We start from the raw sequence: 25,228 nt of genomic DNA on the forward strand, positions 1-25,228 counted from the left end.
ATCCGCAAGCAGAACCCGGCCTTCGGCCTCGGCTCGTACACCGAACTGCCGTCCACCAACCCCGCGGTGTTGGCGTTTCTGCGCGAATACGAGGACGATCTGGTCCTCTGCGTGCACAACTTCTCCCGGTTCGCGCAGCCCACGGAGCTCGACCTCAGCGCCTTCCACGGGCGCCACCCGGTGGAGCTGTTCGGCGGGGTGCGGTTCCCGGCCATCGGGGAGCTGCCCTACTTGCTGACCCTCGCGAGCCACGGCTTCTACTGGTTCCGGCTCCGCGCGGAGGAGAGGGCCTGAAAGCCGCGGGCGGGGCGGTTTCCGCCGCCCCGCCCGGGGCACGCAACAGTAATCGCCGGAAGGGAACGCGCCGCCATGCCGGAAGCCGACACCCGTACCGCCACCAGCACCCCCGACCTGCTCGCGTCACTGGACCCCCTGCTGCGGGAGTGGCTGCCGCGGCAGCGGTGGTTCGCGGGCAAGGGCCGCCCGGTCACCGGCTTCACCCTCGTCGCCGCCACCGAACTGCTGCCCGCCACCGCCCGCCTCGGCCTGCTGCACGTCCTGCTGCGCGCGCACCAGCCGGACGTCCCGGCCGCCGCCGCGCCCGGCCACCCGGGCGACGTCTACCAGCTCCTGATAGGCGTGCGCGAGGCGCTGCCGCCCCGGCTGGCGCCCGCGCTGATCGGCCATGTGCGCCAGGGCCCGCTGACCGACCGGACGGTCTACGACGCCCTGCACGACACCCGGCCCGCCGAACTGGTCCTGGAGGCACTGCGCAGCCGGGCCCGGATCGGCGGGCTTCGTTTTGAACGGGCCCCGGACCAGGAGATCCGTACCGGGCTCAGCCCCCGGCTGCTGACCGCCGAGCAGTCCAACTCCTCGGTCGTCTTCGGCGACACGTTCATCCTGAAGCTGCTGCGCCGGATCGTGCCGGGCGTCAACCCCGACCTGGAGCTGCCGCTGGCGCTGGCCCGGGCCGGCTGCCCCCGGGTGCCGGCCCCGACCGGGTGGATGACGGCCGACCTGGCCGGTGAGACCTGGGTGCTCGGCGTGCTCCAGCCCTATGTCCAGGGCGCGGCCGACGGCTGGGAGCTGGCGCTGCGGGAACTGGCCAAGGGCGAGGACTTCACCGCCGAGGCGCGGGAGCTGGGCCGGGCCACCGCCGAGGTGCACACGGCACTGGCCGCCGCGCTGCCGACCGTCACGCTGGGCCGCGGTCACCTGGAGCAGCTGGTCGCCCAGATGGCCGAACGGCTGGACCAGGCGGTGCACGCGGTGCCCGCGCTGCTGCCGTACGCGGCGGGACTGCGCTCGGCGTACACGGCGCTGGGATCACTGGCCGCCGAGGGCCGGACCTGGACCGCCCAGCGGGTCCATGGCGACCTGCACCTCGGGCAGTGCCTGCGGTCCCCGGCCGGACAGTGGTCGCTGATCGACTTCGAGGGCGAGCCGGCCCGGCCGCTCGCCGAACGCCGGCTGCCGCAGCCGCCGGCCCGGGACATCGCCGGGATGCTGCGCTCCTTCGACTACGCCGCGCACGCGGCCGACGCCCCGCCGCCGGGCTGGGCGGCGGCCTGCCGGGCCGCGTACTGCACCGGGTACGCGGGGGCCGGCGGTGTCGACCCGCGGACCGATCCGGTGCTGTTGCGCGCCTGCGAGACGGACAAGGCGGTCTACGAGGTGGTGTACGAGGCCCGGCACCGCCCCGACTGGCTCCCGGTCCCGCTGTCCGCGGCCCGCCGCCTGGCCGCGTCCGAACCGGCTTGACCTCTAGGAGGCCCTCCCTTGACCCCCCGCCCGGAAACCAAGAAGACGGCTGAGCAGAAGACGGCTGAGCAGAAGACGGCGGCCGTCAAGAAGACGGCTGCGAAGAAGAAGGCGGCCGTCAAGAAGGCTGCCGAGCAGAAGAAGGCGGCTGCCAAGAAGACAGCTGCGAAAAAGGCAGCGACCACCAGCAAGGCGGTGCAGAAGTCGCCCCCGGCCCGGCAGCAGCCGGTCCCCGCGCAGCGCAGGAACGAAACCCCGCCCTCCCCCGCGCTCCCCGCCGCCGACCGCGACCGGCTGCTGGCCGGTACGCACCACGACCCGCACGCCGTGCTGGGCGCCCATCCGCTGCCCGGCGGCCGGATCGCCGTACGCGTCTTCCGGCCGTACGCGCGGGCGGTGTCCGTGGTCACCGGGACGGAGTCCCGAACCGGCCTGCACGACGACGGCGACGGCTTCTTCTCCGCGCTGCTGCCGCTCCCGGAGGTCCCGCCGTACCGCCTCCTCGTCACCTACGACGACGCCGTGCACGAGACCGAGGACGCCTACCGTTTCCTGCCCACGCTGGGCGATCTGGACCTGCATCTGATCGGTGAGGGCCGGCACGAGCGGCTGTGGGAGGCGCTCGGCGCGCACCCGATGACCTGGCAGGGCGTGGCCGGCACCCGGTTCGCGGTGTGGGCGCCGAACGCGCGCGGCGTCCGGGTGGCCGGCGGTTTCAACTTCTGGGACGGCACCGGCCACCCGATGCGGTCGCTGGGGTCCTCGGGGGTGTGGGAGGTGTTCCTGCCGGGGGTCGGCGAGGGCGAGCTGTACAAGTTCGAGATCACCCGGCCGGACGGCTCGCGGACGCTGCGCGCCGATCCGCTGGCCCGCCGCACCCAGGTGCCGCCCGACACGTCGTCGGTCGTGCACGCCTCGCGCCATGAGTGGGGCGACGCCGAGTGGCTGGCCGGCCGGGCGGGAACGCCCGTGCACGAGGCGCCGTTCTCGGTGTACGAGCTGCACCTGCCGTCCTGGCGGCCCGGCCGCACCTACCGCGAACTGGCCGAGGAACTCCCCGCCTACGTCGCCGACCTGGGCTTCACCCACGTGGAACTGATGCCGGTCGCCGAGCACCCCTTCGGCGGCTCGTGGGGCTACCAGGTCACCGGCTTCTACGCGCCCACCGCCCGCCTCGGCGACCCGGACGACTTCAAGTACCTGGTGGACCGGCTGCACCAGGCCGGGATCGGCGTCCTGATGGACTGGGTGCCGGCCCACTTCCCGCGCGACGACTGGGCGCTGGCCGAGTTCGACGGGCGGGCGCTGTACGAGCACTCCGACCCGCTGCGGGCCGCGCACCCCGACTGGGGCACCCTGGAGTTCGACTTCGGTCGCCGCGAGGTGCGCAACTTCCTGGTCGCCAACGCGGTGTACTGGTGCGAGGAGTTCCACATCGACGGGCTGCGGGTGGACGCGGTGGCCTCGATGCTCTACCTGGACTACTCGCGCGAGCCGGGCCAGTGGACGCCGAACGAGCACGGCGGCCGGGAGAACCTGGACGCGGTGGCCTTCCTCCAGGAGATGAACGCCACCGTGTACCGGCGGGCGCCCGGCGTCGTGACGATCGCGGAGGAGTCGACGGCCTGGGACGGCGTCACCCGCGCCACCCACCACAAGGGCCCCAGCGGTTTCGGCGGCCTCGGTTTCGGCCTGAAGTGGAACATGGGCTGGATGCACGACTCGCTCCAGTACATGGCGCACGAGCCGGTGCACCGCAAGTACCACCACCACGAGATGACCTTCTCGATGGTGTACGCCTACAGCGAGAACTACGTGCTGCCCATCTCGCACGACGAGGTGGTGCACGGCAAGCGTTCCCTGGTGTCGAAGATGCCGGGCGACTGGTGGCAGCAGCGCGCCGGCCTGCGCGCCTACCTGGCCTTCATGTGGGCCCACCCCGGCAAGCAACTGCTGTTCATGGGACAGGAGTTCGCCCAGGGCGCCGAGTGGTCGGAGGCGACCGGCCCGGACTGGTGGCTGCTCGACCCGGGCTACGGCGCCGAACCGGACCACCGGGGCGTCCTCGCCCTGGTCCGGGACCTGAACACCGTCTACCGGGACACCCCGGCCCTGTGGTGCCGCGACACCGACCCCGGCGGCTTCGAGTGGGTGGTCGGCGACGCCGCCGAGGACAACGTCTTCGCCTTCCTGCGCCGCGACACCGACAACACCCCGCTGCTTTCGGTCTCCAACCTCTCCCCCGTGGTCCGCCCCGACTACCGCCTGGGCGTCCCCGACGACGTCCCCGCCTGGACGGAGGTCCTCAACACGGACACCGCGGCCTACGGCGGCTCCGACGTGACCCAGCCGGGCCCGGTCAAGCCGGAACCCCAGGCGTGGCACGGCCGGGCGGCCAGCATCCGGCTGACCCTGCCGCCGCTGGCGACGGTGTGGCTGCGGCCGGCGTGAGGAGCCTCAGGCGTCCACCAGCCCCTTCGGCAGCGCCCCGGTGTGCAGCACCCCCATCCGCTGGGTGGCCCGGGTCAGCGCCACGTACAGGTCGCTCGTCCCGTACCGCCCCGGCTCCACCACCAGTACGGAGTCGAACTCCAGGCCCTTGGACTGGCGCGGGTCGAGCAGCACGACCGTGCGGGTCAGGTCGGGCTCCGCGCCCGGCGTGATCCCGTCCAGCCGGGCGGCGATCTCGTCATGCAGGTCGCGCGGGGCGATGACGGCGAGCCGGCCCTCGGCGGGGGTGAGTTCGGCGACCGCGTCGGCCACCGCGGCCGGGAGGTCGGCGGTGGCGCGGACGAACGGCCGTACCCCGGTGGACCGTACCGAGCTGGGCGGTTCGAAGGCCGGGTGCTCGGCGCGGACCACGGCCGCCGCCAATTCCATGATCTCGGCGGGGGTGCGGTAGTTGACGCCGAGCCGGGTGTGCTCGTAGCGGTCCTCGACGTAGGGGGCGAGGATCTTCGACCAGGAGCCGACGCCGGCCGCCTCGGCGGTCTGCGCCGGGTCGCCGACCAGGGTCATCGAACGGGTCGGGCTGCGGCGCATCAGCAGCCGCCAGGCCATCGGCGAGAGTTCCTGCGCCTCGTCGACGATGATGTGCCCGAACGCCCAGGTGCGGTCGGCCGCCGCGCGCTCGGCGGCGCTGCGGTGGTCGTCCTCCTCCTGCCGCTCGGCGAACCGCTCGGCGTCGATGATGTCGTGCGCGGACAGGACCTCGGAGTCCTCCTCGTCCTTGTCCTCGAACTCGTAGGTCCGCGAGGCGTAGGAGACGTCCAGCACGCCCTGCGCGTAGGCGACCTGGGTCTCGCGCTCGCGGGCGGCCCGGTCCCGGGCCAGCCGGTCGTCCTCGCCGAGGAGTTCGGCGGCCTCGTCCAGCAGCGGTACGTCGGCCACCGTCCAGTGCCGGGTCACCGGGCGGCGTACGGCGGTGGCGTCGGCGGCGGGCAGGAAGTCCTCCGGCGCGGCCAGGAAGTCCGCGATCAGGCGCCGCGGGGTGATCCTCGGCCAGAGCCGGTCGATGGCGGACCAGACCTCCCGGTTCTCGGCGAGTTCGTCGCGGATCTGGGTGATGTCGGCGGCGTCCAGCAGGCTGCTGCCGTCGTAGGGGTCGGTGCCGATGCGCTCGGCGTACAGATCGGTGAGCGTGTTGAGGATGTGGCCCTCGAAGTGCTCGCGGGCCGCGTTGTGCGGCAGCTTCGCGGCCCGGGTGCGCTCGCGGGCCACGCTCACCAGGTCGTCGTCGAGCATCAGGATCTCGCGTTCGTGCTCGATGGCGATCACCGGTTCGGGCAGCGCCTGCCGGGCCCGGACCACTTCGGCGAGTACGTCGGCCATCGCGGCCCGGCCCTTCACGGCGGCCGCCTCGGGGGTGTCCGTGGCCGTCGCCTTCACACCGGGGAAGAGTTCGCCGACCGTGGCCAGCAGGACGCCGGTCTCGCCCAGCGAGGGCAGCACCTCGCCGATGTAGCCGAGGAAGGCCGGGTTCGGGCCGACGATCAGCACGGCGCGCTTGGCGAGCAGTTCGCGGTGCTCGTAGAGCAGGTAGGCGGCCCGGTGCAGGGCGACGGCGGTCTTGCCGGTGCCGGGGCCGCCCTCGACGACCAGTACGCCGCGGTGCGGGGCGCGGATGATGCGGTCCTGGTCGGCCTGGATGGTCTGCACGATGTCGCCCATCCGGCCGGTGCGCGCCGAGTTCAGCGCGGCCAGCAGCACGGCGTCGCCGGTCGGGTCCTCGTGCCCGGTGCGGGTGGCGTCGCCGAGGTCGAGGATCTCGTCGTGCAGGGCGGTGACCCGGCGGCCCTCGCTGGTGAGGTGCCGGCGGCGGCGCAGGCCCATCGGGGTGTGGCCGGTGGCCAGGTAGAAGGGGCGGGCGAGGTCGGCCCGCCAGTCGATCAGGACGGGGGTGCGGTCGGCGTCGTCGGCGCGCAGCCCGATCCGGCCGATGTGGTGGTCGTCCCCGGAGGTGAGGTCGATCCGGCCGAAGCAGAGCGAGCCGTCCACCGCGTTCAGCGCGGCGAGCAGCCCGGAGCGCTCGGCGACCAGGATGTCCCGTTCCAGCCGGGCCTGCATGGGGGTGTTGCCCTGCGCGAGCGCGTCGGTGACCGAGGACTCGGTCTCGCCGCGCAGCGCGTCCACCCGCGCGTACAGTCCGTCGATGAATTCCTGCTCCTGCCGCAATTCATCGTCCGGAAATTCGGTGTTTGACAATTCTACTCCCGCCCGGATATACTGTGCTCATGAACTTCCATGCGGCTCATACAAGTATAAAGTCGCGAACCACCTAATGTACGCGGGAAAAACCCCCGAGCGCAATTGCTCGGGGGTTTTGTTGTTTCCGGTCGGTCAGAGGACTTCGGAGAGTTCCGCCAGGAGCCTGCGCTTGGGTCGGGCGCCCACCATGGACCGCACCGGCTCGCCGTCCCGGAAGACCATGAAGGTCGGCATCGACAGCACCTTGTACGCGTTGGTCGTGTCGGGGTTCTGGTCCACGTTCAGCTGGACGACCCGCAGCCGCCCGGACTCCTCCTCGGCCAGCGCGCTGAGCACCGGGCCCATCTGCCGGCACGGCGGGCACCAGTCGGCGGTGAACTCCACCAGTACCGGCAACTCCGACCCGATCACCTCCGCCGCGAAATCGGCGTCGGTCACCTCGGCCACCCCACTGATCACCATGTGTGTCCTCCCAGTTCGCAGCGCGGCTCCGGACACTCCGCAGCCGCCGCCTCGGCCCGCGCCAGCTGCGCCGCCACCGTGGCCCGCACCCCGCGCAGTTCGCCGATCAGCGCATCCAGCTCCGCCAGCTTGCGCCGGTACACCGCGAGCGACGCCGGGCAGGAGTCGCCCTCGGGGTGCCCGGCCCGCAGACACTCCACGAAGGGCCGGGTCTCCTCCAGCTCGAACCCGAAGTCCCGCAGCGTCCTGATCTGCTCCAGGAGCCGCACATCGCGCTCGTCGTAGGTCCGGTGCCCGTGTTCGTCCCGCCGGGCGGGCAGCAGCCCGCGGGTCTCGTAGTACCGCAGCGTGCGCGTCGTGGTCCCGGCGCGTGCGGCCAGCTCGCCGATTCGCATGCGGACGAACGTATGCCTTGACGCGGACGTCAAGGCAAACAGTCGGGAGGGAAGGACCGGGCGGCTGAGCAACGGGGGGAGATCTCAGCCGCCCGGGGTCGTGGGGCCGGTGCGGCCGTCAGGCCTTGGCCAGCTCCTTGTCACCGCTGCTGCCCTGCTCGGGCAGGCCGGCCTCCTGGGAGCCGTGCCCGTCGTCCAGCAGCGTCCGCTCGTCGAACGGGATGCGTCCGGCCAGCACCTCGTCGACCCGGGCCCGGTCGATCTCCTTGGTCCAGGTGCCGATCAGCACGGTGGCCACCGCGTTGCCCGCGAAGTTGGTCAGGGCGCGGGCCTCGCTCATGAAGCGGTCGATGCCGACGATCAGGCCGATGCCGTCCACCAGGGCGGGCTTGTGCGACTGGAGGCCGCCGGCCAGCGTCGCCAGGCCCGCGCCGGTGACCCCGGCGGCGCCCTTGGAGGCGACGAACAGGAACAGCAGCAGGGGGATCTGCTCACCGATCGACATCGGCGTACCCATGGCGTCGGCGATGAACAGGGAGGCCATGGTCATGTAGATCATGGTGCCGTCGAGGTTGAAGGAGTAGCCGGTCGGCACGGTGATGCCGACCACCGGCTTGCTGACGCCCAGGTGCTCCATCTTGGCGATCAGGCGCGGCAGCGCCGACTCGGAGGAGGACGTCGACAGGATCAGCAGGAACTCGCGGCCCAGGTACTTGAAGAGCGAGAGCGCGTTGACGCCGGTGCAGATCTTCAGCAGGGCGCCGAGGACGACGATGACGAACAGGAAGCAGGTGACGTAGAACCCGAGCATCAGCACGGCCAGGCTCTTCAGGGCGTCGACGCCCGCCGAACCGGTCACCGCGGCCATCGCGCCGAACGCGCCGACCGGCGCGGCCCACATGATCATGGCGAGGACCCGGAAGACGAGGCGCTGGATGTGCTCGACGCCGCGCAGCACCGGCCGCCCGGCGTCGCCCATGGCCTGGAGCGCGAAGCCGCAGAGCAGGGCGACCAGCAGGGTCTGGAGGACCTCGCCCTCGGTGAACGCCGAGACGATCGTGGTCGGGATGATGCCGAGCAGGAACTCGGTGGTGTTCTTGGCCTCCGCGTCGACCTGCGCGTGCCCGGTCTCCTTGATCGCGTCGGTGACCGCGAGGCCGGTGCCCGGCTCCAGGATGTTGCCGACGACCAGGCCGATGGCCAGGGCGACCAGCGACATCACCATGAAGTAGCCGAGGGCGATACCGCCCACCGCGCCGACCTTCGCGGCCTTGCGGACCGAACCGATGCCGAGCACGATCGTGCAGAAGATGATCGGCGAGATCATCATCTTGATCAGATTGACGAAGCCGGTACCGATCGGCTTCAACTCGACCGCGAAGTCCGGCGCGATCAGGCCGACGGCGATACCGAGGGCGACCGCGACGATCACCGCGATGTAGAGATAGTGGGTGCGGTCCCGCTTGGCGGTGGGTGCGGCTGGTGCCGTATCGGCTGCGCTGGTCACGGCGGCCCTCCTTGGCGACGTCGGTGTCACCGGCGTGCGGCTCACGTCCGGGGTGGGGGAACCCGGTGACTATCTCGCGCTCTGTGAGCGCGGTCACCCTTTCGTTCATTTAGTTCACCGCGCGGCCAGGAGGGACACTGACGGCATGCACCTCCGCGTCCCCCGTCCCCGCAGCCTGGCCGCACAGCTCTTCGCCGTGCAGGCCGTGCTGATCGCGGTGCTGGTGGCGGGCTACGCGGTGTTCACGTACGTCAACGACCGGGGCCAGGCCGAGGACGCCGCCGGACGCGAGGCGCGGGCGGTCGCCCTGTCGATCGCCGACTCGCCGTCCGTGCGGGAGGCGATCGCCACATCGGACCCGTCGGCGCGGCTCCAGCCGTACGCGGTGCGGGTCATGGCGGACACCGAGGTCGACTTCGTCACGATCATGAGCCCGGCCGGCACCCGCTGGACGCACCCCGACCCCGACCAGATCGGCCGCACCTTCCAAGGCCACATAGCGCCGGCGTTGCAGGGCCGCACCTTCACCGAGACCTACACCGGCACGCTCGGCCCGTCGGTCCGCGCGGTCACCCCGGTCCGGGACGGGGCGCGGGTGGTCGGCCTGGTCAGCGCCGGGATCAAGGTCGACGAGATCAGCAAGCTGGCCCGCGAGCAGCTGACCGCCCTGCTGACAGCGGCGGCGGGCGCGCTGGCCCTCGGCGCGATCGGCACGTACGTCATCAACGCGCGGCTGCGCCGGCACACCCACGGCATGAACGCGGCCGAGCTGAGCCGGATGCACGACTACCACCAGGCGGCGCTGCACGCGGTGCGCGAGGGGCTGCTGATGCTGGACGGACAGCACCGGGTGGCGCTGATCAACGACGGCGGCCGGGAGCTGCTGGGGGTGAGCGGTGCGGTGGTCGGCGCCCCGGTCGCGGAACTGGGCCTGCCGTCCCCTCTGACGGGCGCGCTGCTGGCGGCCGAGCGGCGGACGGACGAGGTGCACCTCACCGCCGACCGCGTCCTGGTGGTGAACACCTCCCCGGTCTCCGGCGGCGAGCGGCGCGGCACGGTCGTCACCCTGCGCGACGTGACCCAGCTCCAGTCGCTGATGGGCGAGCTGAACTCGGAGCGCGGCTTCTCCCAGGCGCTGCGCTCCCAGGCGCACGAGGCGGCCAACCGGCTGCACACGGTGGTGTCGCTGATCGAGCTGGGCCGGTCGGAGGAGGCGGTGGAGTTCGCGACCGCCGAACTGGAACTGGCCCAGGCGCTCACCGACCAGGTGGTGGCGGCCGTCGGCGAACCCGTGCTGGCCGCGCTGCTGCTGGGCAAGACGGCGCAGGCCAACGAGCGCGGCGTGGAGCTGGTGGTCTCCCCCGACTCCCGCCTGGACGACGGCCTGCTCCCGCCGTCCCTGCCCGCCCGCGACCTGGTCACCATCCTGGGCAACCTGATCGACAACGCGGTGGACGCGGCGCAGGGCGGGGTGTGGGCGCGGGTCACGGTGACGGCGTACACGGACCGGGACCGGCTGGTGGTGCGGGTGACCGACACCGGCCCCGGCGTCGACCCGGACCACGCCGACCTGCTCTTCCAGCGCGGCTTCTCCACCAAACCGGCCGGCCCCGGCGGGCGGGGCCTGGGCCTCGCCCTGGTCCGCCAGGCCGTCCACCGCCACGGCGGCACCCTGACGGTGACGGAGGCGGCGGGCGGCGGGGCGTCCTTCGCGGCGGAGCTGCCACTGACGGCGGTACGGGCATGACGGGCATCCGCGTCCTGGTGGTCGAGGACGACCCGGTCGCCGCCGACGCGCACGTGATGTACGTGGGCCGGGTGCCGGGGTTCACCGCCGTCGGCAAGGCCCACTCCGGCGCGGAGGCCCGCCGGGTGCTGGACCGCACGCCGGTCGACCTGATCCTGCTCGACCTGCATCTGCCGGACGTGCACGGCCTGCAACTGGCCCGTTCGCTGCGCGCCGCCGGGCATCGGGCCGACGTGATAGCGGTGACCTCGGCGCGGGACCTGACGGTGGTCCGCGAGGGCGTCTCCCTGGGTGTCGTCCAGTACGTCCTGAAGCCGTTCACCTTCGCGACCCTGCGCGACCGCCTGGTCCGCTACGCCGAGTTCCGGGGGGCCGCCGGCGAGGCGAGCGGCCAGGACGAGGTCGACCGGGCGCTCGCCACCCTGCGTCCACCGGGGCCGGCATCCCTGCCCAAGGGCCTGAGCGCACCGACCCTCCAGCGGGTACGGGACACGCTGCGCGCCGCCGAGGAGGGCCTGACGGCAGCCGCCCTGGCCGAGGAGACCGGCATCTCCCGCATCACCGCCCGCCGCTACCTGGAACACCTGGTCGACACCGGCCGCGCGCAGCGACGCCCGCAGTACGGGGCGGTGGGGCGGCCGGAGTTGCAGTATCGGTGGGTGCGGGAGAAGTAACCGTCAGCCCGGCAGCACCGCCCACATCCGCGTCCCACCGCCGGGCTCCCGGGCCTCCCCGAACCCCCAGTCCCCTTCATACGCCCGCACCACCCGCCCGAGCATCCGCAACGCGGCCCGCCGCCGCGCGTCGCAGGCGGCGGCGAGCCGGGGATGGGCGTGCCGGGCGTGACCGTCGTACAGCACCACCCGCAGTTCCCCGCGCCCGTAGCGCAGGGACGCGTACACCGCGCTGTCGGGTGTCAACCGGGCGGCACAGGTGACCAGTTCGGAAACGACGAGCACGGCGGCATCGGTCAGGCCGCCGAGTCCGTGCGTTTCCAGCACGGTCCGGGTGATCACCCGGGCGACACGCGGTCCGGTCGGCCCGGCGGGGAGCGTGAAGTCGTAGGCCAGCCTGTCGGGGGACGGAGCCGGTGACGGCGGCGGGTCGGCTTCGCCGAAGAGGACCGGACCGGCGGTGACGGCTGTGGGCATGGGTGACTCCTCGATGGTGCCGGCCGGACTCAGTGTCACGAGGCCGAAACTCAATGAGCTGCAATGTGGCACACGTGCCACTAGCTATAGAATATTGCCCACTTTCAGTTGGACCGTAGCTACTCGGGCGGTGCAGACTGACTCCGAACTCGCCGGAGGAAGAGCACACATGCCGACACGACCCGCGCCGACGGAGCGTCAAAAACGCCTGGGTGCCGAGCTGCGCAGGATGCGGATCGCGGCTGGACGGACCACGGAGTACGCCGCCGGCCTCCTGGGAACCGACCGCACGAAGGTGTCCAACATCGAGTCGGGAGTCCGAGCCGTCTCACCGGAAAGGATCCGGATACTCGCCAGCAACTACGAGTGCTCGGACGAGGCATACGTCGAAGCGCTGGCCGACACGGCCGACACGCGCAGACGGGGATGGTGGCAGCAGTACCGAGGGACCTTGCCTCAAGGGCTGCTGGACGTCGCCGAACTGGAGTGGTTCGCCACGCGACTGCGCAGTTATCAGACCGTGCACATTCCGGGCCTGCTGCAACTCGGGGGGTACGCCCGCGCCGTCTTCGCCGCCGCGCTGCCGCCCTTGCCCACGTCGGAAGTGGAACTTCGGGTGGTTCAGCGCCTGCGGCGGCAACAAGTCCTCGACCGTGAACAGCCCGGGGCCGTCGAGTACATCGCGTATGTGCACGAGTGGGCGCTGCGTATGCAGTTCGGCGGACGCCGCGCCATGCGGGAGCAACTCCAGCACATCTGCGAGATGTCCGAACGCCCCCGTATCGAGATCCGCGTCCTCCCCGTGGAGGCCGGCGCGTTCCCCGGCGCCGGACACGCAGTGCTCTACGCGCACGGCGCGGTTCCTCAACTGGACACCGTGCAGTTGGACTCCGCACACGGGGGCGAGTTCACCCACGCCGAGGCCCAGCTGATCAAGTACCGGTCCCATCTGGACTGGTGGCACGCCCATACCCTGAGCCCCGAGGACTCTCGGGACCTGATCCACACCATCGTCCATCAGCTCTGAACCCGAAAGGAAGGCAGCCAATGGCCGACATCACCTGGGAAGAACCCTTCTGCGCCGAAGGCAACAACTGCTTCCGCATAGGCACCGACCCCCAAGGCAACGCCTACATCGCGGTCGCCGGGCAGGAGAACCACCCCCTCACCGACTCCCGCGAAGCCCTCCGCGCGCTCATCCGGGACATCAAGGCCGGGGCAGCCGACCACCTGCTGTGACGTATGTGCCATTTCTTCCGCCGACTGCCCGCAGCCCCAGCGGGTCCGCTGAAAACGGATGACACTTCGAGCCCCACTGTCATCCATTTCCAGGGCCACCCCACCCGAGGGCAGCCGGGAACTCCTGCGGCGAGGCCGAGCCGCCGGGCCGCAGGAGCCGGCTCCGGTCATGCGATTCCCTCTCCGTTCACGTTTATCGATCCGCACACCCCCCAACGCCCGCACACGCATTGACCCGGCCGGACCGCCCCTCCTACGTTCACCTCGCAGCCATCCCGGCCACAGCGTCGTGCCCGCAGGAGGTCATGCCCGTGCGCCCCACCGCAGCCCTGCTCCTCGCCACCGCCCTCGCCGCCACCGCCCTCACCGCCTGTTCCGGTGGTTCCGGCAGTGATCCGGACACCCTCAAGGTCTCCTTCAAGCAGTCCACGGACAACTCCGTGAAGGTGATGGACGACTACCTCGCCGGCGTCCGGAAGCAGTTCGAGAAGGCGAACCCCGGCAAGAAGGTCGAGCTGGTGCCGATCAAGGCGCCGGACTCCGAGTACTACACCAAGGTGCAGCAGATGCTGCGGTCGCCGAAGACCGCGCCCGACCTGGTCTACGAGGACACCTTCCTCATCAACTCCGACATCACCAGCGGGTACTTGCAGCCCCTCGACGACTATCTGGCCAAGTGGCCGGACTGGGACCGGTTCGTCGACACCGCGAAGGCCGCGGCCCAGGGCGAGGACGGGAAGACGTACGGCGTACCGGACGGCACGGACACCCGGGGGCTGTGGTTCAGCAAGGACGTGTTCGCCAAGGCGGGGCTGCCCGCCGACTGGCAGCCGAGGAGCTGGGACGACCTGCTGGCCGCCGCCCGCACCATCAAGGAGAAGGTGCCCGGCGTGATCCCCCTCAACGTCTACACCGGCAAGCCGGTCGGCGAGGGCGCCACCATGCAGGGGTTCCAGATGCTGCTGTACGGGACCGACGGCGGCAGCACGGACCCGCTGTACGACAAGGCGTCGAAGAAGTGGATCAGCGCGGGGAAGGGGTTCCGGGACGCGCTCTCCTTCGTGGAGACGGTGTACGGGGAGAAGCTCGGACCCGAGGTGTCCGACGCGCTCGATCCCAACATCATGACCCGGGTGCGGGGCGAGTGGCTGCCCGAGGGCAAGCTCGGCATCGCCCTGGACGGTTCCTGGCTGCCGCAGGACTGGCTGCCGGGCAGCGGGCACGAGTGGCCCGAGTGGTCGAAGGAGTTGGGGCTGGCCGCCATGCCGACGCAAGCCGGGCAGGCGCCCGGCAAGGTCAGCATGTCGGGCGGCTGGACCTGGTCGATCCCGGCCAAGGCGGGCAACCCCGACCTGGCCTTCGAGTTCATCAAGACCATGCAGACCAAGGCCAACGCCCAGAAGTGGTACGTCGCCAACTCTGGCATCGCGGTGCGCGAGGACGTCGCGGCCGACCCCGGCTACGTCGACGCCCAACCCGGCATCAAGTTCTTCACCGATCTCGTCGCCCACACCCACTACCGGCCCGCCTACCCGGCGTACCCGAAGGTCACCACCGCCATCCAGGAGGCGATGGAGGGAGTGACGACCGGTGACCGGTCGGTCGAGGAGGCCATGCGGGATTACGACAGCGCGCTGCGCGAGGCCACCGACGACCAGGTGGTCGAGAAGTGAGCCCAGCGCGCCGGGCCCTGGTCCGGGCGTCCCCCGTCGCCCCCGCCGCCGTCCTGCTGCTGCTCTTCCTCGCCGGCCCGATCGCCTACTGCGTCGTCATCGCCTTCACCGACCTCCAGCTGACCGGGCAGGCCGCGCAGTCGTACGTCGGGTTCGACAACTTCCGGCGGGCGTTCGGGGACGACGGGTTCCTGAACGCCGTATGGCTGACCCTGGTGTTCACCGTGCTGTCGTCGCTGGTCGGGCAGAACACGCTCGGGCTGGCGCTGGCCGCCCTGATGCGGCGCGCCTCGAAACCGGTGCGGACACTGACCGGCGGCATCGTCGTCACCGCGTGGGTGCTGCCGGAGGTCGTCGCCGGGTTCCTGCTGTATGCGTTCTTCCGCCGTGAGGGCACTCTGAACGCCGTTCTGGACTGGCTGCGTCTGCCCTCCCAGAACTGGTTGTTCACCCTGCCGATCCTTGCGGTTTCCTTCGCCAACGTGTGGCGGGGCACGGCGTTCTCAATGCTCGTGTACTCGGCCGCGCTCGACGAGATCCCGAAAGAGGTCACCGAGGCCGCCGAGGTCGACGGAGCGGGCGGCTGGCGGCGGCTGTGGCACGTCACCCTGCCGATGATCCGCCGCTCCATCGCCACCAACCTCATGCTCAACACCCTCCAGACGCTGTCCGTCTTCGGGCTGATCTGGGTGATGACCCGGGGCGGGCCCAGCGGCCGGAGCCAGACGCTGCCGCTGTACATGTACGAGCAGGCGTTCCAGAACAGCCTGATCGGCTACGGCACGGCGGTCGCGCTGCTCCTGCTGCTGATCGGCTCGCTGTTCTCGGTCGGGTACCTGCGGCTGCTGCGGACGGAGGTGTGAGCGGCGTGACCCGTTCGAGAAGACGGACGCTGGCCGCCGACGCCGGACTGCTGGTGACCGCCGCCGCGTTCGCGCTGCCGCTGCTGTGGGTGCTGCTGTCCGCCGTCGACCCGCACGCGGGCCTGCGGGTGCGGGTCCCCGACGGGGTCACTCTCGACCACTTCGACGCGATCCTCACCGACGAGGTCACCTTCACCCCGCTGCGCAACAGCCTGATCCTGTGCGGCGGCGCGACGGCGCTCACGGTGGCGTGCGCGGCGCTTGCCGCGTACCCGCTGTCCCGGTTCCGCTCCCGCCTCAACCGCCCCTTCCTGCTCACCGTCCTGTTCGCCACCTCGCTGCCCATCACGGCGATCATGGTGCCGGTGTACGCCCTGTTCGTCCGCGTCAACCTCATCGACACCCTCCAGGGCACGATCTTCTTCTTCGCCGCCTCCCAACTCCCGTTCGCCATCTGGCTGATGAAGAACTTCATGGACGGCGTGCCGAAGGAGCTGGAGGAGGCGGCCTGGACCGACGGGGCGTCGTCCTTCCAGTCCCTGCTGCGGATCGTGCTGCCGCTGATGGGGCCGGGGGTGGCGGTGGTGACGGTGTTCTCGTTCGTGATGATGTGGGGGAACTTTTTCGTCCCCTTCATGCTGCTGCTCACCCCGGACCAGATGCCGGCCTCGGTCAGCGTCAACGAGTTCTTCGGCAACCGGGGCATGGTGGCGTACGGTCAGCTCGCCGCGTTCTCGATCGTCTACTCGACGCCGGTGATCCTGCTCTACGTACTGATCTCCCGGCGACTGGGCGGCGGCTTCGCGCTGGGCGGTGCCGTCAAGGGGTGACGGTCGGGGAACGGACACGCGTAACCGTAGCTTCCTACGATCCGTGTTCCTGGCCGAACGGACTGTAGTCAAAGCACGTCCGGCCCCCTACCTTGTGGCCCGTGCCCCGACCCGAAGCCCTCCCGGACCAGCCCGGCCGGCCCGACCAGCCCGCGTCCCCCTTCGACCCCCTGGCCGCCCACCGGCTCCGCGTCGCCCTCGGCATGGGCCCCGAACACGTCGCCCGCGACATGCGGGTGTCGTACGGACTGCCGTACGTCGGTCCGGACCTGGTGCTCGCCTGGGAGCGCGGCGAGGCGCTGCCCGCCGCCGCCGAACTCACCGCCCTGGCCGGCGCTCTGTGGTGCGCCCCCACCGACCTGGTCGCCCGGCCCCGCACCCTGCTCGAACACCGGGTCGCCCGGGGCCTGCCGCCCGAGGAGGTGGCCCGGGCCACCGGGGTCGACCCCCGGTCCTACCTGCGGATGGAGGAGCGGGAGGCGTGGCGCGGCACCGACCGGCAGTCGACGGCGCTGGCCGGGCTGCTCGGCCTGTCGCTGCCGGACCTCGTCACCGTCTCCGGGAACGAGGAACGGCTCACCGAACTGCTGCGCGGCGCGGTCACCGGCCGCCGGCCGGGCAGCCAGACCCGGGCCATCGCCAAGCTCGTCCCGCTGCTGGACCGGGGCGTCCTGGACGACGTCCTGGCGGAGCTGCACGCCGAGTACCAGGCCCGGCTGGCCACCCCCCTGGGCCGCGAGCTGCGCGACCGGGTGCTGGAGTACTTCTGGTCGGGGGTCGAGAAGGAGACCGGCGGGGCGCCTTAGACATCGTTGAGACGAAGAGCCGCCGAGGAGTCCTAGAAAACCGACTCGGCCTCGACGATCCGGTCCTGCGGCACCGTCTTCAGCTCGGTCACCGCCTCCGCGAGCGGCACCATCACCACGTCGGTGCCGCGCAAGGCCGTCATCCGGCCGAAGTCGCCCCGGTGCGCGGCCTCCACCGCGTGCCAGCCGAACCGGGTGGCGAGCACCCGGTCGTACGCGGTGGGCGTGCCGCCGCGCTGCACATGGCCGAGGATGACCGGCTTGGCCTCCTTGCCGAGCCGGCGCTCCAGCTCGTACGCCAGTGCCGTGCCGATGCCCTGGAAGCGCTCGTGGCCGAACTGGTCGATCGCGCCGTGCCCGTAGTCCATCGACCCCTCGGCGGGGTGGGCGCCCTCGGCCACGCAGATCACGGCGAACTTCTTGCCCCGGGCGAACCGCTCCTCGACCATCTTGACCAGGTCGGCCGGGTCGAAGGGCCGCTCGGGCAGGCAGATGCCGTGCGCGCCGGCCGCCATGCCGGACTCCAGGGCGATCCAGCCGGCGTGCCGGCCCATGACCTCGACGACCATGACGCGCTGGTGCGACTCGGCCGTCGTCTTCAGCCGGTCCATCGCCTCCGTGGCCACGCCGACCGCCGTGTCGAAGCCGAAGGTACGGTCGGTGGAGGAGATGTCGTTGTCGATCGTCTTCGGCACGCCGACCACCGGCAGCCCGGCGTCGGACAGCATCCGGGCCGCGGTCAGCGTGCCCTCGCCGCCGATCGGGATCAGCGCGTCGATGCCGAAGTCGCGGGCGATGTCGGCCGCGTTCTCGCACGCCTCGCGCAGCCGGTCGCGCTCGAGGCGGGAGGAGCCGAGGATGGTGCCGCCGCGGGCCAGGATGCCGCTGACCGCGTTCAGGTCGAGGGTGCGGTAGCGGCCGTCCAGCAGGCCCGCGTAGCCGTCCTCGAAGCCGATGACCTCGTCGCCGTACTGCGCGACCGCTCGGTGCACGACCGACCGGATCACTGCGTTCAGGCCGGGACAGTCGCCGCCTGCGGTGAGAACTCCGATACGCATCGTGCTGTGTCTCCTGCTCCCTGTGGACACCGGTGAGGCACTGTCGATTGTTCCACGTCCCACCGGAGAGTGCCGACGCCGCATTGACGGGCGCCTTATCTATCGCGAGAGGTATTGTCAAGAGGGTTCCGCTCACCTCGGTGGGCGATTTTTATGACGGCCCATGTCAGCTATGGAACCCATGTCAGCTATGGAACGGAGAGCGCGCGTGACCCGCAGCGTGTACGTGACCGGTATCGACCGCGGCGACGGCCGCCAGGTCGTCGAGCTGGGGGTCACGGAACTCCTGACCCGGCAGGTCGACCGGGTCGGCGTGTTCCGTCCCCTGGTCCACGACGGCCCGGACCGCCTCTTCGAGCTGCTGCGCGCCCGCTACCGGCTCTCCCAGGACCCGGCGACGGTCTACGGCCTGGACTACCACGAGGCGTCCGCGCTCCAGGCCGAGCAGGGCACCGACGAACTGGTCTCCGCCCTGGTCGACCGCTTCCACCTGGTCGCCCGCGACTACGACGTCGTCCTCGTCCTCGGCACCGACTTCGCCGACACCCAGCTCCCCGACGAACTGGCGCTGAACGCCCGGCTGGCCAACGAGTTCGGCGCGTCGGTGATCCCGGTCGTCGGCGGCCGGGGGCAGAGCGCGGAATCCGTCCTCGCCGAGACCCGCAACGCCTTTCGCGCCTACGACTCACTGGGCTGCGACGTACTGGCGATGGTCACCAACCGGGTGGCCCGCGAGGACCGGGACCTGATCGCGGAGCGGCTGGCCGGGCTGCTCCCGGCGCCCTGCTGGGTCGTGCCCGACGAGCCCGCGCTCTCCGCGCCGACGGTCTCCCAGATCGCCCACACGCTCGGCGCCAGGGTGGTCCTCGGCGACGACTCGGGGCTGGCCCGGGACGCGCTGGACTTCGTGTTCGGCGGCGCCTCGCTGGCCAAGTTCCTCGGCGCGCTGACCCCCGGCTGCCTGGTGGTCACCCCCGGCGACCGGGCCGACCTGGTGATCGGCTCGCTGGCCGCGCACAGCGCCGGCACCCCGCCGATAGCCGGGGTGTTGCTCACCCTTGACGAGGTGCCGGGCGACGACGTCCTCACCCTCGCCGCCCGGCTCGCCCCCGGCACCCCGGTGCTGTCGGTGCCGGGCAACAGCTTCCCCACCGCCGAGCGGCTGTTCTCCCTGGAGGGCAAGCTGGGCGCGGCCACCCCGCGCAAGGCGGAGACCGCGCTCGGCCTGTTCGAGCGGTACGTCGACACCGCCGCCCTGGACCAGCGGGTCCAGGCCCCCAGCAGCGACCGCGTCACGCCGATGATGTTCGAGCACAAGCTCATCGAACAGGCCCGCTCCGACCTGCGCCGGGTCGTGCTGCCCGAGGGCACCGAGGCACGCGTGCTGCACGCGGCGGAGGTGCTGCTGCGCCGGGGCGTGTGCGAGCTGACCCTGCTCGGCCCGGTCGAGCAGATCCGCAAGAAGGCCGCCGACCTCGGCATCGACCTCGGCGACTCGCAGCTGATCGACCCGGCCACCAGCGACCTGCGGGACCGCTTCGCCGAGCGCTACGCCGAGCTGCGCGCCCACAAGGGCGTCACCGTGGAACTGGCCTACGACGTGGTCTCCGACGTCAACTACTTCGGCACCCTGATGGTGCAGGAGGGCCTGGCCGACGGGATGGTGTCGGGGTCGGTGCACTCCACCGCCGCCACCATCCGCCCCGGCTTCGAGATCATCAAGACCAAGCCGGAGGCGTCCATCGTCTCCTCGGTCTTCTTCATGTGCCTGGCCGACAAGGTGCTGGTCTACGGCGACTGCGCGGTCAACCCCGACCCGGACGCCGAGCAGCTCGCGGACATCGCCGTCCAGTCGGCGGCGACGGCGGCCCGGTTCGGGGTCGAGCCGCGGATCGCGATGCTGTCGTACTCGACCGGCACCTCCGGCTCCGGCGCCGACGTCGACAAGGTGCGCGAGGCCACCGAGCTGGTCCGGGCCCGCCGCCCGGACCTGATGATCGAGGGCCCGATCCAGTACGACGCCGCGGTCGAGCCGTCGGTGGCCGCGACCAAGCTGCCCGGCTCCGCGGTCGCCGGGCAGGCCACCGTGCTGATCTTCCCCGACCTCAACACCGGCAACAACACCTACAAGGCCGTGCAGCGCTCGGCCGGCGCGATCGCCGTCGGCCCGGTCCTCCAGGGCCTGCGCAAGCCGGTCAACGACCTGTCCCGCGGCGCGCTGGTGCAGGACATCGTGACCACCGTCGCCATCACGGCCATCCAGGCCCAGCCCCCCATCGAGAAGGTTTCCGAACAGTGAGCAGCAGCTCCCCCACCCGCGTCCTCGTCCTCAACTCCGGCTCCTCGTCGCTGAAGTACCAGCTGCTGGACATGCGGGACAGCAGCCGGCTGGCGGTGGGGCTGGTCGAGCGCATCGGCGAGCAGACCTCCCGGCTCAAGCACACCCACGTGGCCGCCGACGACACCCGGGAGCGGCACGGGCCGATCGCCGACCACGAGGCGGCCCTGAAGGCGGTCGCCGAGGAACTGGCCCGGGACGGGCTGGGCCTGGACTCCCCGGAGCTGGCCGCGATCGGGCACCGGGTGGTGCACGGCGGCATGTTCTTCACCGAGCCGACCCTGATCGACGACTCGGTGCTGACCGAGGTCGAGCGCCTGGTCCCGGTGGCCCCGCTGCACAACCCGGCCAACCTCACCGGCATCCGCACCGCCCAGGGCCTGCGCCCCGACCTGCCCCAGGTGGCCGTCTTCGACACGGCGTTCCACACCACGATGCCGGAGTCGGCGGCGCGCTACGCCATCGACCCGAAGATCGCCGACCGGCACCGGATCCGCCGCTACGGCTTCCACGGCACCTCGCACGCGTACGTCTCCCGCGAGACCGCCCGGCTGCTGGGCAAGGACCCGGCGGACGTGAACGTCGTCGTGCTGCACCTGGGCAACGGCGCCTCCGCCTCGGCGGTCCGGGGCGGCCGGTGCGTGGACACCTCGATGGGGCTGACGCCTTTGGAGGGACTGGTGATGGGTACGCGGTCCGGAGACCTGGACCCGGCGGTCATCTTCCATTTGGAGCGCGTTGGCGGAATGTCCACGGACGAGATCGACACTCTCCTCAACAAGAGGAGCGGCTTGTTCGGTCTGTGCGGCGACAACGACATGCGGGAGATCCGGCGCCGGGTCGACGAGGGCGACGAGCAGGCACAGCTCGCCTTCGACATCTACATTCACCGCCTGAAGAAGTACATCGGCGCCTATTACGCCGTTCTCGGACGGGTGGACGCGGTCGCCTTCACGGCCGGGGTCGGCGAGAACGCGGCACCGGTGCGGGAGGCCGCGGTGGCGGGCCTGGAAGGGCTGGGCCTGGCGGTGGACGCCGGGCTGAACGCCGTACGCGGCGACGGTCCTCGGCTGATCTCCCCCGCGGACGCCCGGGTGAAGGTCGCCGTGGTGCCGACGGATGAAGAATTGGAGATCGCGACACAGACGTACGCACTGGTCGAAAAGAACAGCCGATAAATTCACGGGTGAGCACGCCCGCGCCCATATGCACGTTCCGCCAGGCGGAATATTCCGGAGCGAAACAAACCGATAGGATCGCCCCATGCGCCGTTCGAAAATCGTCTGTACTCTCGGCCCCGCGGTCGACTCCCACGAGCAGCTCGTCTCGCTGATCGAGGCCGGCATGAACGTGGCCCGCTTCAACTTCAGCCACGGCACCCACGCCGAGCACCAGGGCCGGTACGACCGGGTCCGGGCCGCCGCGAAGGAGACCGGCCGGGCCATCGGTGTGCTCGCCGACCTCCAGGGCCCGAAGATCCGGCTGGAGACCTTCGCCGAGGGCCCCGTGGAGCTGGTGCGCGGTGACGAGTTCACCATCACCACCGAGGACGTGCCGGGTGACAAGACGATCTGCGGCACCACGTACAAGGGCCTGCCCGGTGACGTGACCAAGGGCGACCCGATCCTGATCAACGACGGCAACGTCGAGCTGAAGGTCACCGAGGTCGAGGGCCCCCGGGTGAAGACGATCGTCATCGAGGGCGGTGTCATCTCCGACCACAAGGGCATCAACCTGCCCGGCGCGGCGGTCAACGTGCCCGCGCTGTCCGAGAAGGACATCGAGGACCTGCGGTTCGCGCTGCGCATGGGCTGCGACCTGGTCGCGCTCTCCTTCGTCCGGGACGCCAAGGACGTCCAGGACGTGCACCGGGTGATGGACGAGGAGGGCCGCCGGGTCCCCGTCGTCGCCAAGGTGGAGAAGCCGCAGGCGGTCGAGAACATGGAGGACGTCGTCGCGGCCTTCGACGCCGTCATGGTGGCCCGCGGCGACCTGGCCGTCGAGTACCCGCTCGAAAAGGTCCCGATGGTGCAGAAGCGCCTGATCGAGCTGTGCCGCCGCAACGCCAAGCCGGTGATCGTCGCGACCCAGATGATGGAGTCGATGATCACCAACTCCCGTCCGACCCGCGCCGAGGCGTCCGACGTCGCCAACGCCATCCTGGACGGCGCGGACGCGGTCATGCTGTCGGCGGAGTCGAGCGTGGGCGCGTACCCGATCGAGACCGTCAAGACCATGTCGAAGATCGTCACGGCGGCCGAGCAGGAGCTGCTCTCCAAGGGCCTCCAGCCCCTCGTGCCGGGCAAGAAGCCGCGCACCCAGGGCGGTTCGGTGGCCCGCGCCGCCGCCGAGATCGCCGACTTCCTCGGCGGCAAGGGCCTGGTGGCGTTCACCCAGTCCGGTGACACCGCCCGCCGGCTGTCCCGCTACCGCGCGGTCCAGCCGATCATCGCGTACACCACCGACGAGTCCACCCGCAACCAGCTCGCACTGAGCTGGGGCGTGGAGTCGCACGTCGTGCCGTTCGTCAACTCCACCGACGAGATGGTCGACCTGGTGGACCAGGAGATGGTCAAGCTCAATCGCTTCAACCCCGGTGACATCGTGGTGATCACCGCCGGTTCGCCCCCCGGCGTCCCCGGCACCACCAACATGGTCCGCGTCCACCACCTGGGCGAGGCCGTCCGCGGCTAGGCTCTCCGAACGGCACCGAGGGCGCCCCCTGCTCGTGGCGGGGGGCGCCCTCGGTTTTCGTACGGGGGTCAGCCGGCCGTGTCGGTCATGTACTGGTGCAGCCCGGGAACGGTCAGGGTCCCGCCGAACTGGCCGGCCTGCACCACCTTCACCTTGGTGAAGTAGATCAGCGGGATGTCCAGCGGCGGCGGGTTCTCCACGTCGAAGGTGATCGGGATCAGCCCCAGCAGGTTGCCGGAGATGCTCTCGGTGTACATCACCGTCTCACCGTCACGGATCGTGGACGTGGTGCCCTCGGCCGCCTGCACGTGGTAGGTCTTGCCGGTCAGCGGGTCCTTGACGGTCTGGTGCAGGTCACCGATGTCGGTGCCGTTGGATATGACGTACTTCAGCACCTTCTTGGTGGCACCGCTCGCCGTCCGCACCTCGACGACCCCCTTGTAGGAGGCGCCCTTGAGGGTGAGCGAGCTGGCGTCCAGGTACCAGGGGTCGTTCGGCACCGCGAGGGTGTTGTCGACGCCGCCCTCGTCGTCGGTGGCGACCGGGCAGTCGGCGTCGGCACTCTCGGAGGCGCTGGGCGAAGCACTCTCGGAAGGGTCGGCGGAGGCGCTCGCGGAGGGATCGGCACTGGGCGAGGCGGTGGCCTCACCGGCCGCGTCCTCCACTGCCTCGGAGACCTTGTCGGTGGTGTCCGTTACGGCGCCGGAGGCGTCGTCCGCGCCGTCCTGGCCGGACGCGTCCGCCGAAGCGGAGGCCGAGGGCGACGCGGACGCGGACGCGGAGGCCGACGGGGTCGCCGTGGCACTCGCGGACTCCTCACCGCTCTTGCCGCCGGTGAAGAAGTCCTCCAGGGCGTCACCGATGCCCTGCAGCAGACCGCCGCCGCTCTCGGAAGCGGACGGGGAGGGGGAGGGGGAGGATTCGGCGGCCGACTCCTTCTCCTGCGACTTCTCCGTCGACGCGGAGGCGGAGGCCGATGCGGACGGCTCGGGCTCGGTCTCGCCCTTGTCGTCGGAACCTGAATCCGACGAAGAGGAGGAGTCCTGACCCGTGGCGGAAGCCGACGGACTCGACCCGGTGCCGTCGTCCCCGCTCTCGCTCTCGCTCTCACTCGCACTCGCACTCGCACTCGCACTCGCGGAGGGCGACGCCGACGCGTCCGCGTCGTCCTTCTTGTCCTCGTCACCCGCCATGGCCGCCACGCAGGCCTTGTACTCGTCGGCCGTCAGACTCTTCGCGGACGTCGCCGCCGGGTCGTTGCCGTCGGCGACGGCGAGCGTCGGCGTGAACCCCATCCCCATGAGGACCGCCGTCGGCATCGCCGCCAGGGCTATCGCCTTGCCGGCCGGTACGTGGAACCTGGTGAACAACGGCTTCTTGGGTGCCGCGTGGCGCGGCCCGGTTCTCACGCGGGACGCCTCCGCGTCAGCCCCGTGAGTCACCTCGTCAGCCGGCACTGTGCCTCCCGTTCGCCCCGTTGGCCGGGATCGTTCCTGACAGATGGTTCGGCTCGTCCGCGGCGTCCGTCACCGGCTTCGGCTTGCCCGGCGCCCACGCCACGGCCATCGCCCCGCCGACGAGCGAGAGCATGAAGCCGACGACGAAGCCACCGAAGTTGGACACGGGGATGGACACCAGGGCGAGCAGGATCGCCGCGACACCCGCGAAGGTCCGCACGTGCTTCTGGAACCAGAGGCTGATGCCGAGCACGACCAGCAGCACGCCGATGATCAGAGAGCCGGCACCGGCGGTGGTGGACATCGCCACGGTCAGGTTGCCGAACTTCAGGTTCGCGTACGGGAAGTACATGATCGGGAAGCCACCGAGCAGGACGAGCAGACCGGCCCAGAACGGCCGGGTGCCACGCCAGTCTCGGAACTGCTGCCTACGGCGGGTGAACTGGCCGGTGGCGGCAGGAGTCTCGGCGCTCATGGAAAACAGCTCCCTGGTACAGCGTTCGCTGTGGTGATGATGTGAGAGTGAACGGGCGGGGG

Annotated in this window: 22 protein-coding genes; 14 read left to right on the forward strand and 8 right to left on the reverse strand. The window is 71.0% G+C overall.

The window, feature by feature from the left end; all coding sequences use genetic code 11:
• The 3 genes from ACTT8P_RS25885 to glgB all read left to right on the forward strand — a co-directional run.
• Positions 1-294, forward strand: a 294-nt coding sequence (locus ACTT8P_RS25885) for an alpha-glucosidase C-terminal domain-containing protein (RefSeq protein ID WP_442834151.1), incomplete at its 5' end; no start/stop codon positions are given.
• A gap of 75 nt (positions 295-369) precedes the next feature.
• Positions 370-1,764: a maltokinase N-terminal cap-like domain-containing protein gene (locus ACTT8P_RS25890; protein WP_442834152.1), complete on the forward strand. Its 1,395-nt coding sequence runs from the start codon at positions 370-372 to the stop codon at positions 1,762-1,764.
• Between the two features lie 18 nt (positions 1,765-1,782).
• On the forward strand, positions 1,783-4,215 hold the full coding sequence (gene glgB / locus ACTT8P_RS25895) for a 1,4-alpha-glucan branching enzyme (RefSeq protein WP_442834153.1): 2,433 nt from the start codon (positions 1,783-1,785) through the stop codon (positions 4,213-4,215).
• 6 nt (positions 4,216-4,221) lie between these two features.
• On the opposite strand, the gene ACTT8P_RS25900 is transcribed toward glgB, so the two are convergent.
• From ACTT8P_RS25900 to ACTT8P_RS25915, 4 genes are all read right to left on the reverse strand, one after another.
• Positions 4,222-6,438 (reverse strand): HelD family protein, encoded by a 2,217-nt coding sequence (locus ACTT8P_RS25900; protein WP_442834184.1) that lies wholly within the window; start codon positions 6,436-6,438, stop codon positions 4,222-4,224.
• Between the two features lie 165 nt (positions 6,439-6,603).
• Positions 6,604-6,918 (reverse strand): thioredoxin, encoded by a 315-nt coding sequence (gene trxA / locus ACTT8P_RS25905; RefSeq protein ID WP_442834185.1) that lies wholly within the window; start codon positions 6,916-6,918, stop codon positions 6,604-6,606.
• Between the two features lie 8 nt (positions 6,919-6,926).
• Positions 6,927-7,328 carry a MerR family transcriptional regulator gene (locus ACTT8P_RS25910; protein ID WP_442834154.1) on the reverse strand — a complete coding sequence of 134 codons (402 nt, stop codon included), beginning with the start codon at positions 7,326-7,328 and terminating at the stop codon, positions 6,927-6,929.
• A 118-nt stretch (positions 7,329-7,446) separates the two neighbouring features.
• The gene (locus ACTT8P_RS25915) at positions 7,447-8,835 is read right to left on the reverse strand and encodes a cation:dicarboxylate symporter family transporter (protein ID WP_442834155.1); all 1,389 of its coding nucleotides are present in this window, start codon (positions 8,833-8,835) and stop codon (positions 7,447-7,449) included.
• Between the two features lie 145 nt (positions 8,836-8,980).
• On the opposite strand from ACTT8P_RS25915, the gene ACTT8P_RS25920 reads away from it, so the two are divergent.
• Entirely contained in the window at positions 8,981-10,582 is a 1,602-nt protein-coding gene (locus tag ACTT8P_RS25920) for a sensor histidine kinase (protein ID WP_442834156.1), read from the forward strand.
• Positions 10,579-11,256: a response regulator gene (locus ACTT8P_RS25925; RefSeq protein ID WP_442834157.1), complete on the forward strand. Its 678-nt coding sequence runs from the start codon at positions 10,579-10,581 to the stop codon at positions 11,254-11,256. Before ACTT8P_RS25920 ends, ACTT8P_RS25925 begins: the two co-directional genes overlap by 4 nt.
• A gap of 3 nt (positions 11,257-11,259) precedes the next feature.
• Here ACTT8P_RS25925 and ACTT8P_RS25930 read toward each other — a convergent pair whose 3' ends face one another.
• Positions 11,260-11,733, reverse strand: a complete 474-nt coding sequence (locus tag ACTT8P_RS25930; protein ID WP_442834158.1) for an ATP-binding protein — start codon at positions 11,731-11,733, stop codon at positions 11,260-11,262.
• 169 nt (positions 11,734-11,902) lie between these two features.
• Between ACTT8P_RS25930 and ACTT8P_RS25935 the strand changes: the two genes are divergently transcribed.
• The 6 genes from ACTT8P_RS25935 to ACTT8P_RS25960 all read left to right on the forward strand — a co-directional run bounded on the left by ACTT8P_RS25935 (position 11,903) and on the right by ACTT8P_RS25960 (position 17,144).
• Positions 11,903-12,760: a helix-turn-helix domain-containing protein gene (locus ACTT8P_RS25935; RefSeq protein WP_442834159.1), complete on the forward strand. Its 858-nt coding sequence runs from the start codon at positions 11,903-11,905 to the stop codon at positions 12,758-12,760.
• 20 nt (positions 12,761-12,780) lie between these two features.
• Positions 12,781-12,972 carry a hypothetical protein gene (locus tag ACTT8P_RS25940; protein WP_442834160.1) on the forward strand — a complete coding sequence of 64 codons (192 nt, stop codon included), beginning with the start codon at positions 12,781-12,783 and terminating at the stop codon, positions 12,970-12,972.
• Positions 12,973-13,277: 305 nt separating this feature from the next.
• Entirely contained in the window at positions 13,278-14,645 is a 1,368-nt protein-coding gene (locus tag ACTT8P_RS25945) for an extracellular solute-binding protein (protein ID WP_442834161.1), read from the forward strand.
• Entirely contained in the window at positions 14,642-15,508 is an 867-nt protein-coding gene (locus ACTT8P_RS25950; protein WP_442834162.1) for a carbohydrate ABC transporter permease, read from the forward strand. The genes ACTT8P_RS25945 and ACTT8P_RS25950 overlap by 4 nt, the downstream gene beginning before the upstream one ends.
• A 5-nt stretch (positions 15,509-15,513) precedes the next feature.
• Complete coding sequence (locus tag ACTT8P_RS25955) at positions 15,514-16,338, forward strand: carbohydrate ABC transporter permease (protein WP_442834163.1); 825 nt, start codon at positions 15,514-15,516, stop codon at positions 16,336-16,338.
• A gap of 101 nt (positions 16,339-16,439) precedes the next feature.
• On the forward strand, positions 16,440-17,144 hold the full coding sequence (locus tag ACTT8P_RS25960) for a helix-turn-helix domain-containing protein (RefSeq protein ID WP_442834164.1): 705 nt from the start codon (positions 16,440-16,442) through the stop codon (positions 17,142-17,144).
• Between the two features lie 32 nt (positions 17,145-17,176).
• Here the strand turns inward: ACTT8P_RS25960 and ACTT8P_RS25965 are convergent, their stop codons facing one another.
• Entirely contained in the window at positions 17,177-18,202 is a 1,026-nt protein-coding gene (locus ACTT8P_RS25965; protein WP_442834165.1) for an ATP-dependent 6-phosphofructokinase, read from the reverse strand.
• 208 nt (positions 18,203-18,410) lie between these two features.
• On the opposite strand from ACTT8P_RS25965, the gene pta reads away from it, so the two are divergent.
• The 3 genes from pta to pyk all read left to right on the forward strand — a co-directional run bounded on the left by pta (position 18,411) and on the right by pyk (position 23,234).
• Positions 18,411-20,501: a phosphate acetyltransferase gene (pta, locus tag ACTT8P_RS25970; RefSeq protein WP_442834166.1), complete on the forward strand. Its 2,091-nt coding sequence runs from the start codon at positions 18,411-18,413 to the stop codon at positions 20,499-20,501.
• The gene (locus ACTT8P_RS25975; RefSeq protein ID WP_442834167.1) at positions 20,498-21,718 is read left to right on the forward strand and encodes an acetate kinase; all 1,221 of its coding nucleotides are present in this window, start codon (positions 20,498-20,500) and stop codon (positions 21,716-21,718) included. Before pta ends, ACTT8P_RS25975 begins: the two co-directional genes overlap by 4 nt.
• 85 nt (positions 21,719-21,803) lie before the next feature.
• Positions 21,804-23,234, forward strand: a complete 1,431-nt coding sequence (pyk, locus tag ACTT8P_RS25980) for a pyruvate kinase (RefSeq protein ID WP_442834168.1) — start codon at positions 21,804-21,806, stop codon at positions 23,232-23,234.
• A gap of 68 nt (positions 23,235-23,302) precedes the next feature.
• Here pyk and ACTT8P_RS25985 read toward each other — a convergent pair whose 3' ends face one another.
• Positions 23,303-24,691, reverse strand: coding sequence for a hypothetical protein (locus ACTT8P_RS25985; protein WP_442834169.1), 1,389 nt, complete (start codon positions 24,689-24,691; stop codon positions 23,303-23,305).
• Entirely contained in the window at positions 24,681-25,166 is a 486-nt protein-coding gene (locus ACTT8P_RS25990; protein ID WP_442834170.1) for a DUF6114 domain-containing protein, read from the reverse strand. Before ACTT8P_RS25990 ends, ACTT8P_RS25985 begins: the two co-directional genes overlap by 11 nt.
• Positions 25,167-25,228: the final 62 nt, after the last annotated feature.

It is taken from the genome of Streptomyces sp. JW3, from assembly GCF_052216785.1.
GTDB lineage: Bacteria > Actinomycetota > Actinomycetes > Streptomycetales > Streptomycetaceae > Streptomyces.

Coding starts and splice junctions, on each gene's coding strand:
- ACTT8P_RS25890 (WP_442834152.1), top strand. CDS start 370: ATGCCGGAAGCCGACACCCGTACCGCCACCAGCACCCCCGACCTGCTC.
- ACTT8P_RS25910 (WP_442834154.1), bottom strand. CDS start 7,328: ATGCGAATCGGCGAGCTGGCCGCACGCGCCGGGACCACGACGCGCACG.
- ACTT8P_RS25920 (WP_442834156.1), top strand. CDS start 8,981: ATGCACCTCCGCGTCCCCCGTCCCCGCAGCCTGGCCGCACAGCTCTTC.
- ACTT8P_RS25925 (WP_442834157.1), top strand. CDS start 10,579: ATGACGGGCATCCGCGTCCTGGTGGTCGAGGACGACCCGGTCGCCGCC.
- ACTT8P_RS25930 (WP_442834158.1), bottom strand. CDS start 11,733: ATGCCCACAGCCGTCACCGCCGGTCCGGTCCTCTTCGGCGAAGCCGAC.
- ACTT8P_RS25935 (WP_442834159.1), top strand. CDS start 11,903: ATGCCGACACGACCCGCGCCGACGGAGCGTCAAAAACGCCTGGGTGCC.
- ACTT8P_RS25940 (WP_442834160.1), top strand. CDS start 12,781: ATGGCCGACATCACCTGGGAAGAACCCTTCTGCGCCGAAGGCAACAAC.
- ACTT8P_RS25945 (WP_442834161.1), top strand. CDS start 13,278: ATGCCCGTGCGCCCCACCGCAGCCCTGCTCCTCGCCACCGCCCTCGCC.
- ACTT8P_RS25965 (WP_442834165.1), bottom strand. CDS start 18,202: ATGCGTATCGGAGTTCTCACCGCAGGCGGCGACTGTCCCGGCCTGAAC.
- pyk (WP_442834168.1), top strand. CDS start 21,804: ATGCGCCGTTCGAAAATCGTCTGTACTCTCGGCCCCGCGGTCGACTCC.
- ACTT8P_RS25990 (WP_442834170.1), bottom strand. CDS start 25,166: ATGAGCGCCGAGACTCCTGCCGCCACCGGCCAGTTCACCCGCCGTAGG.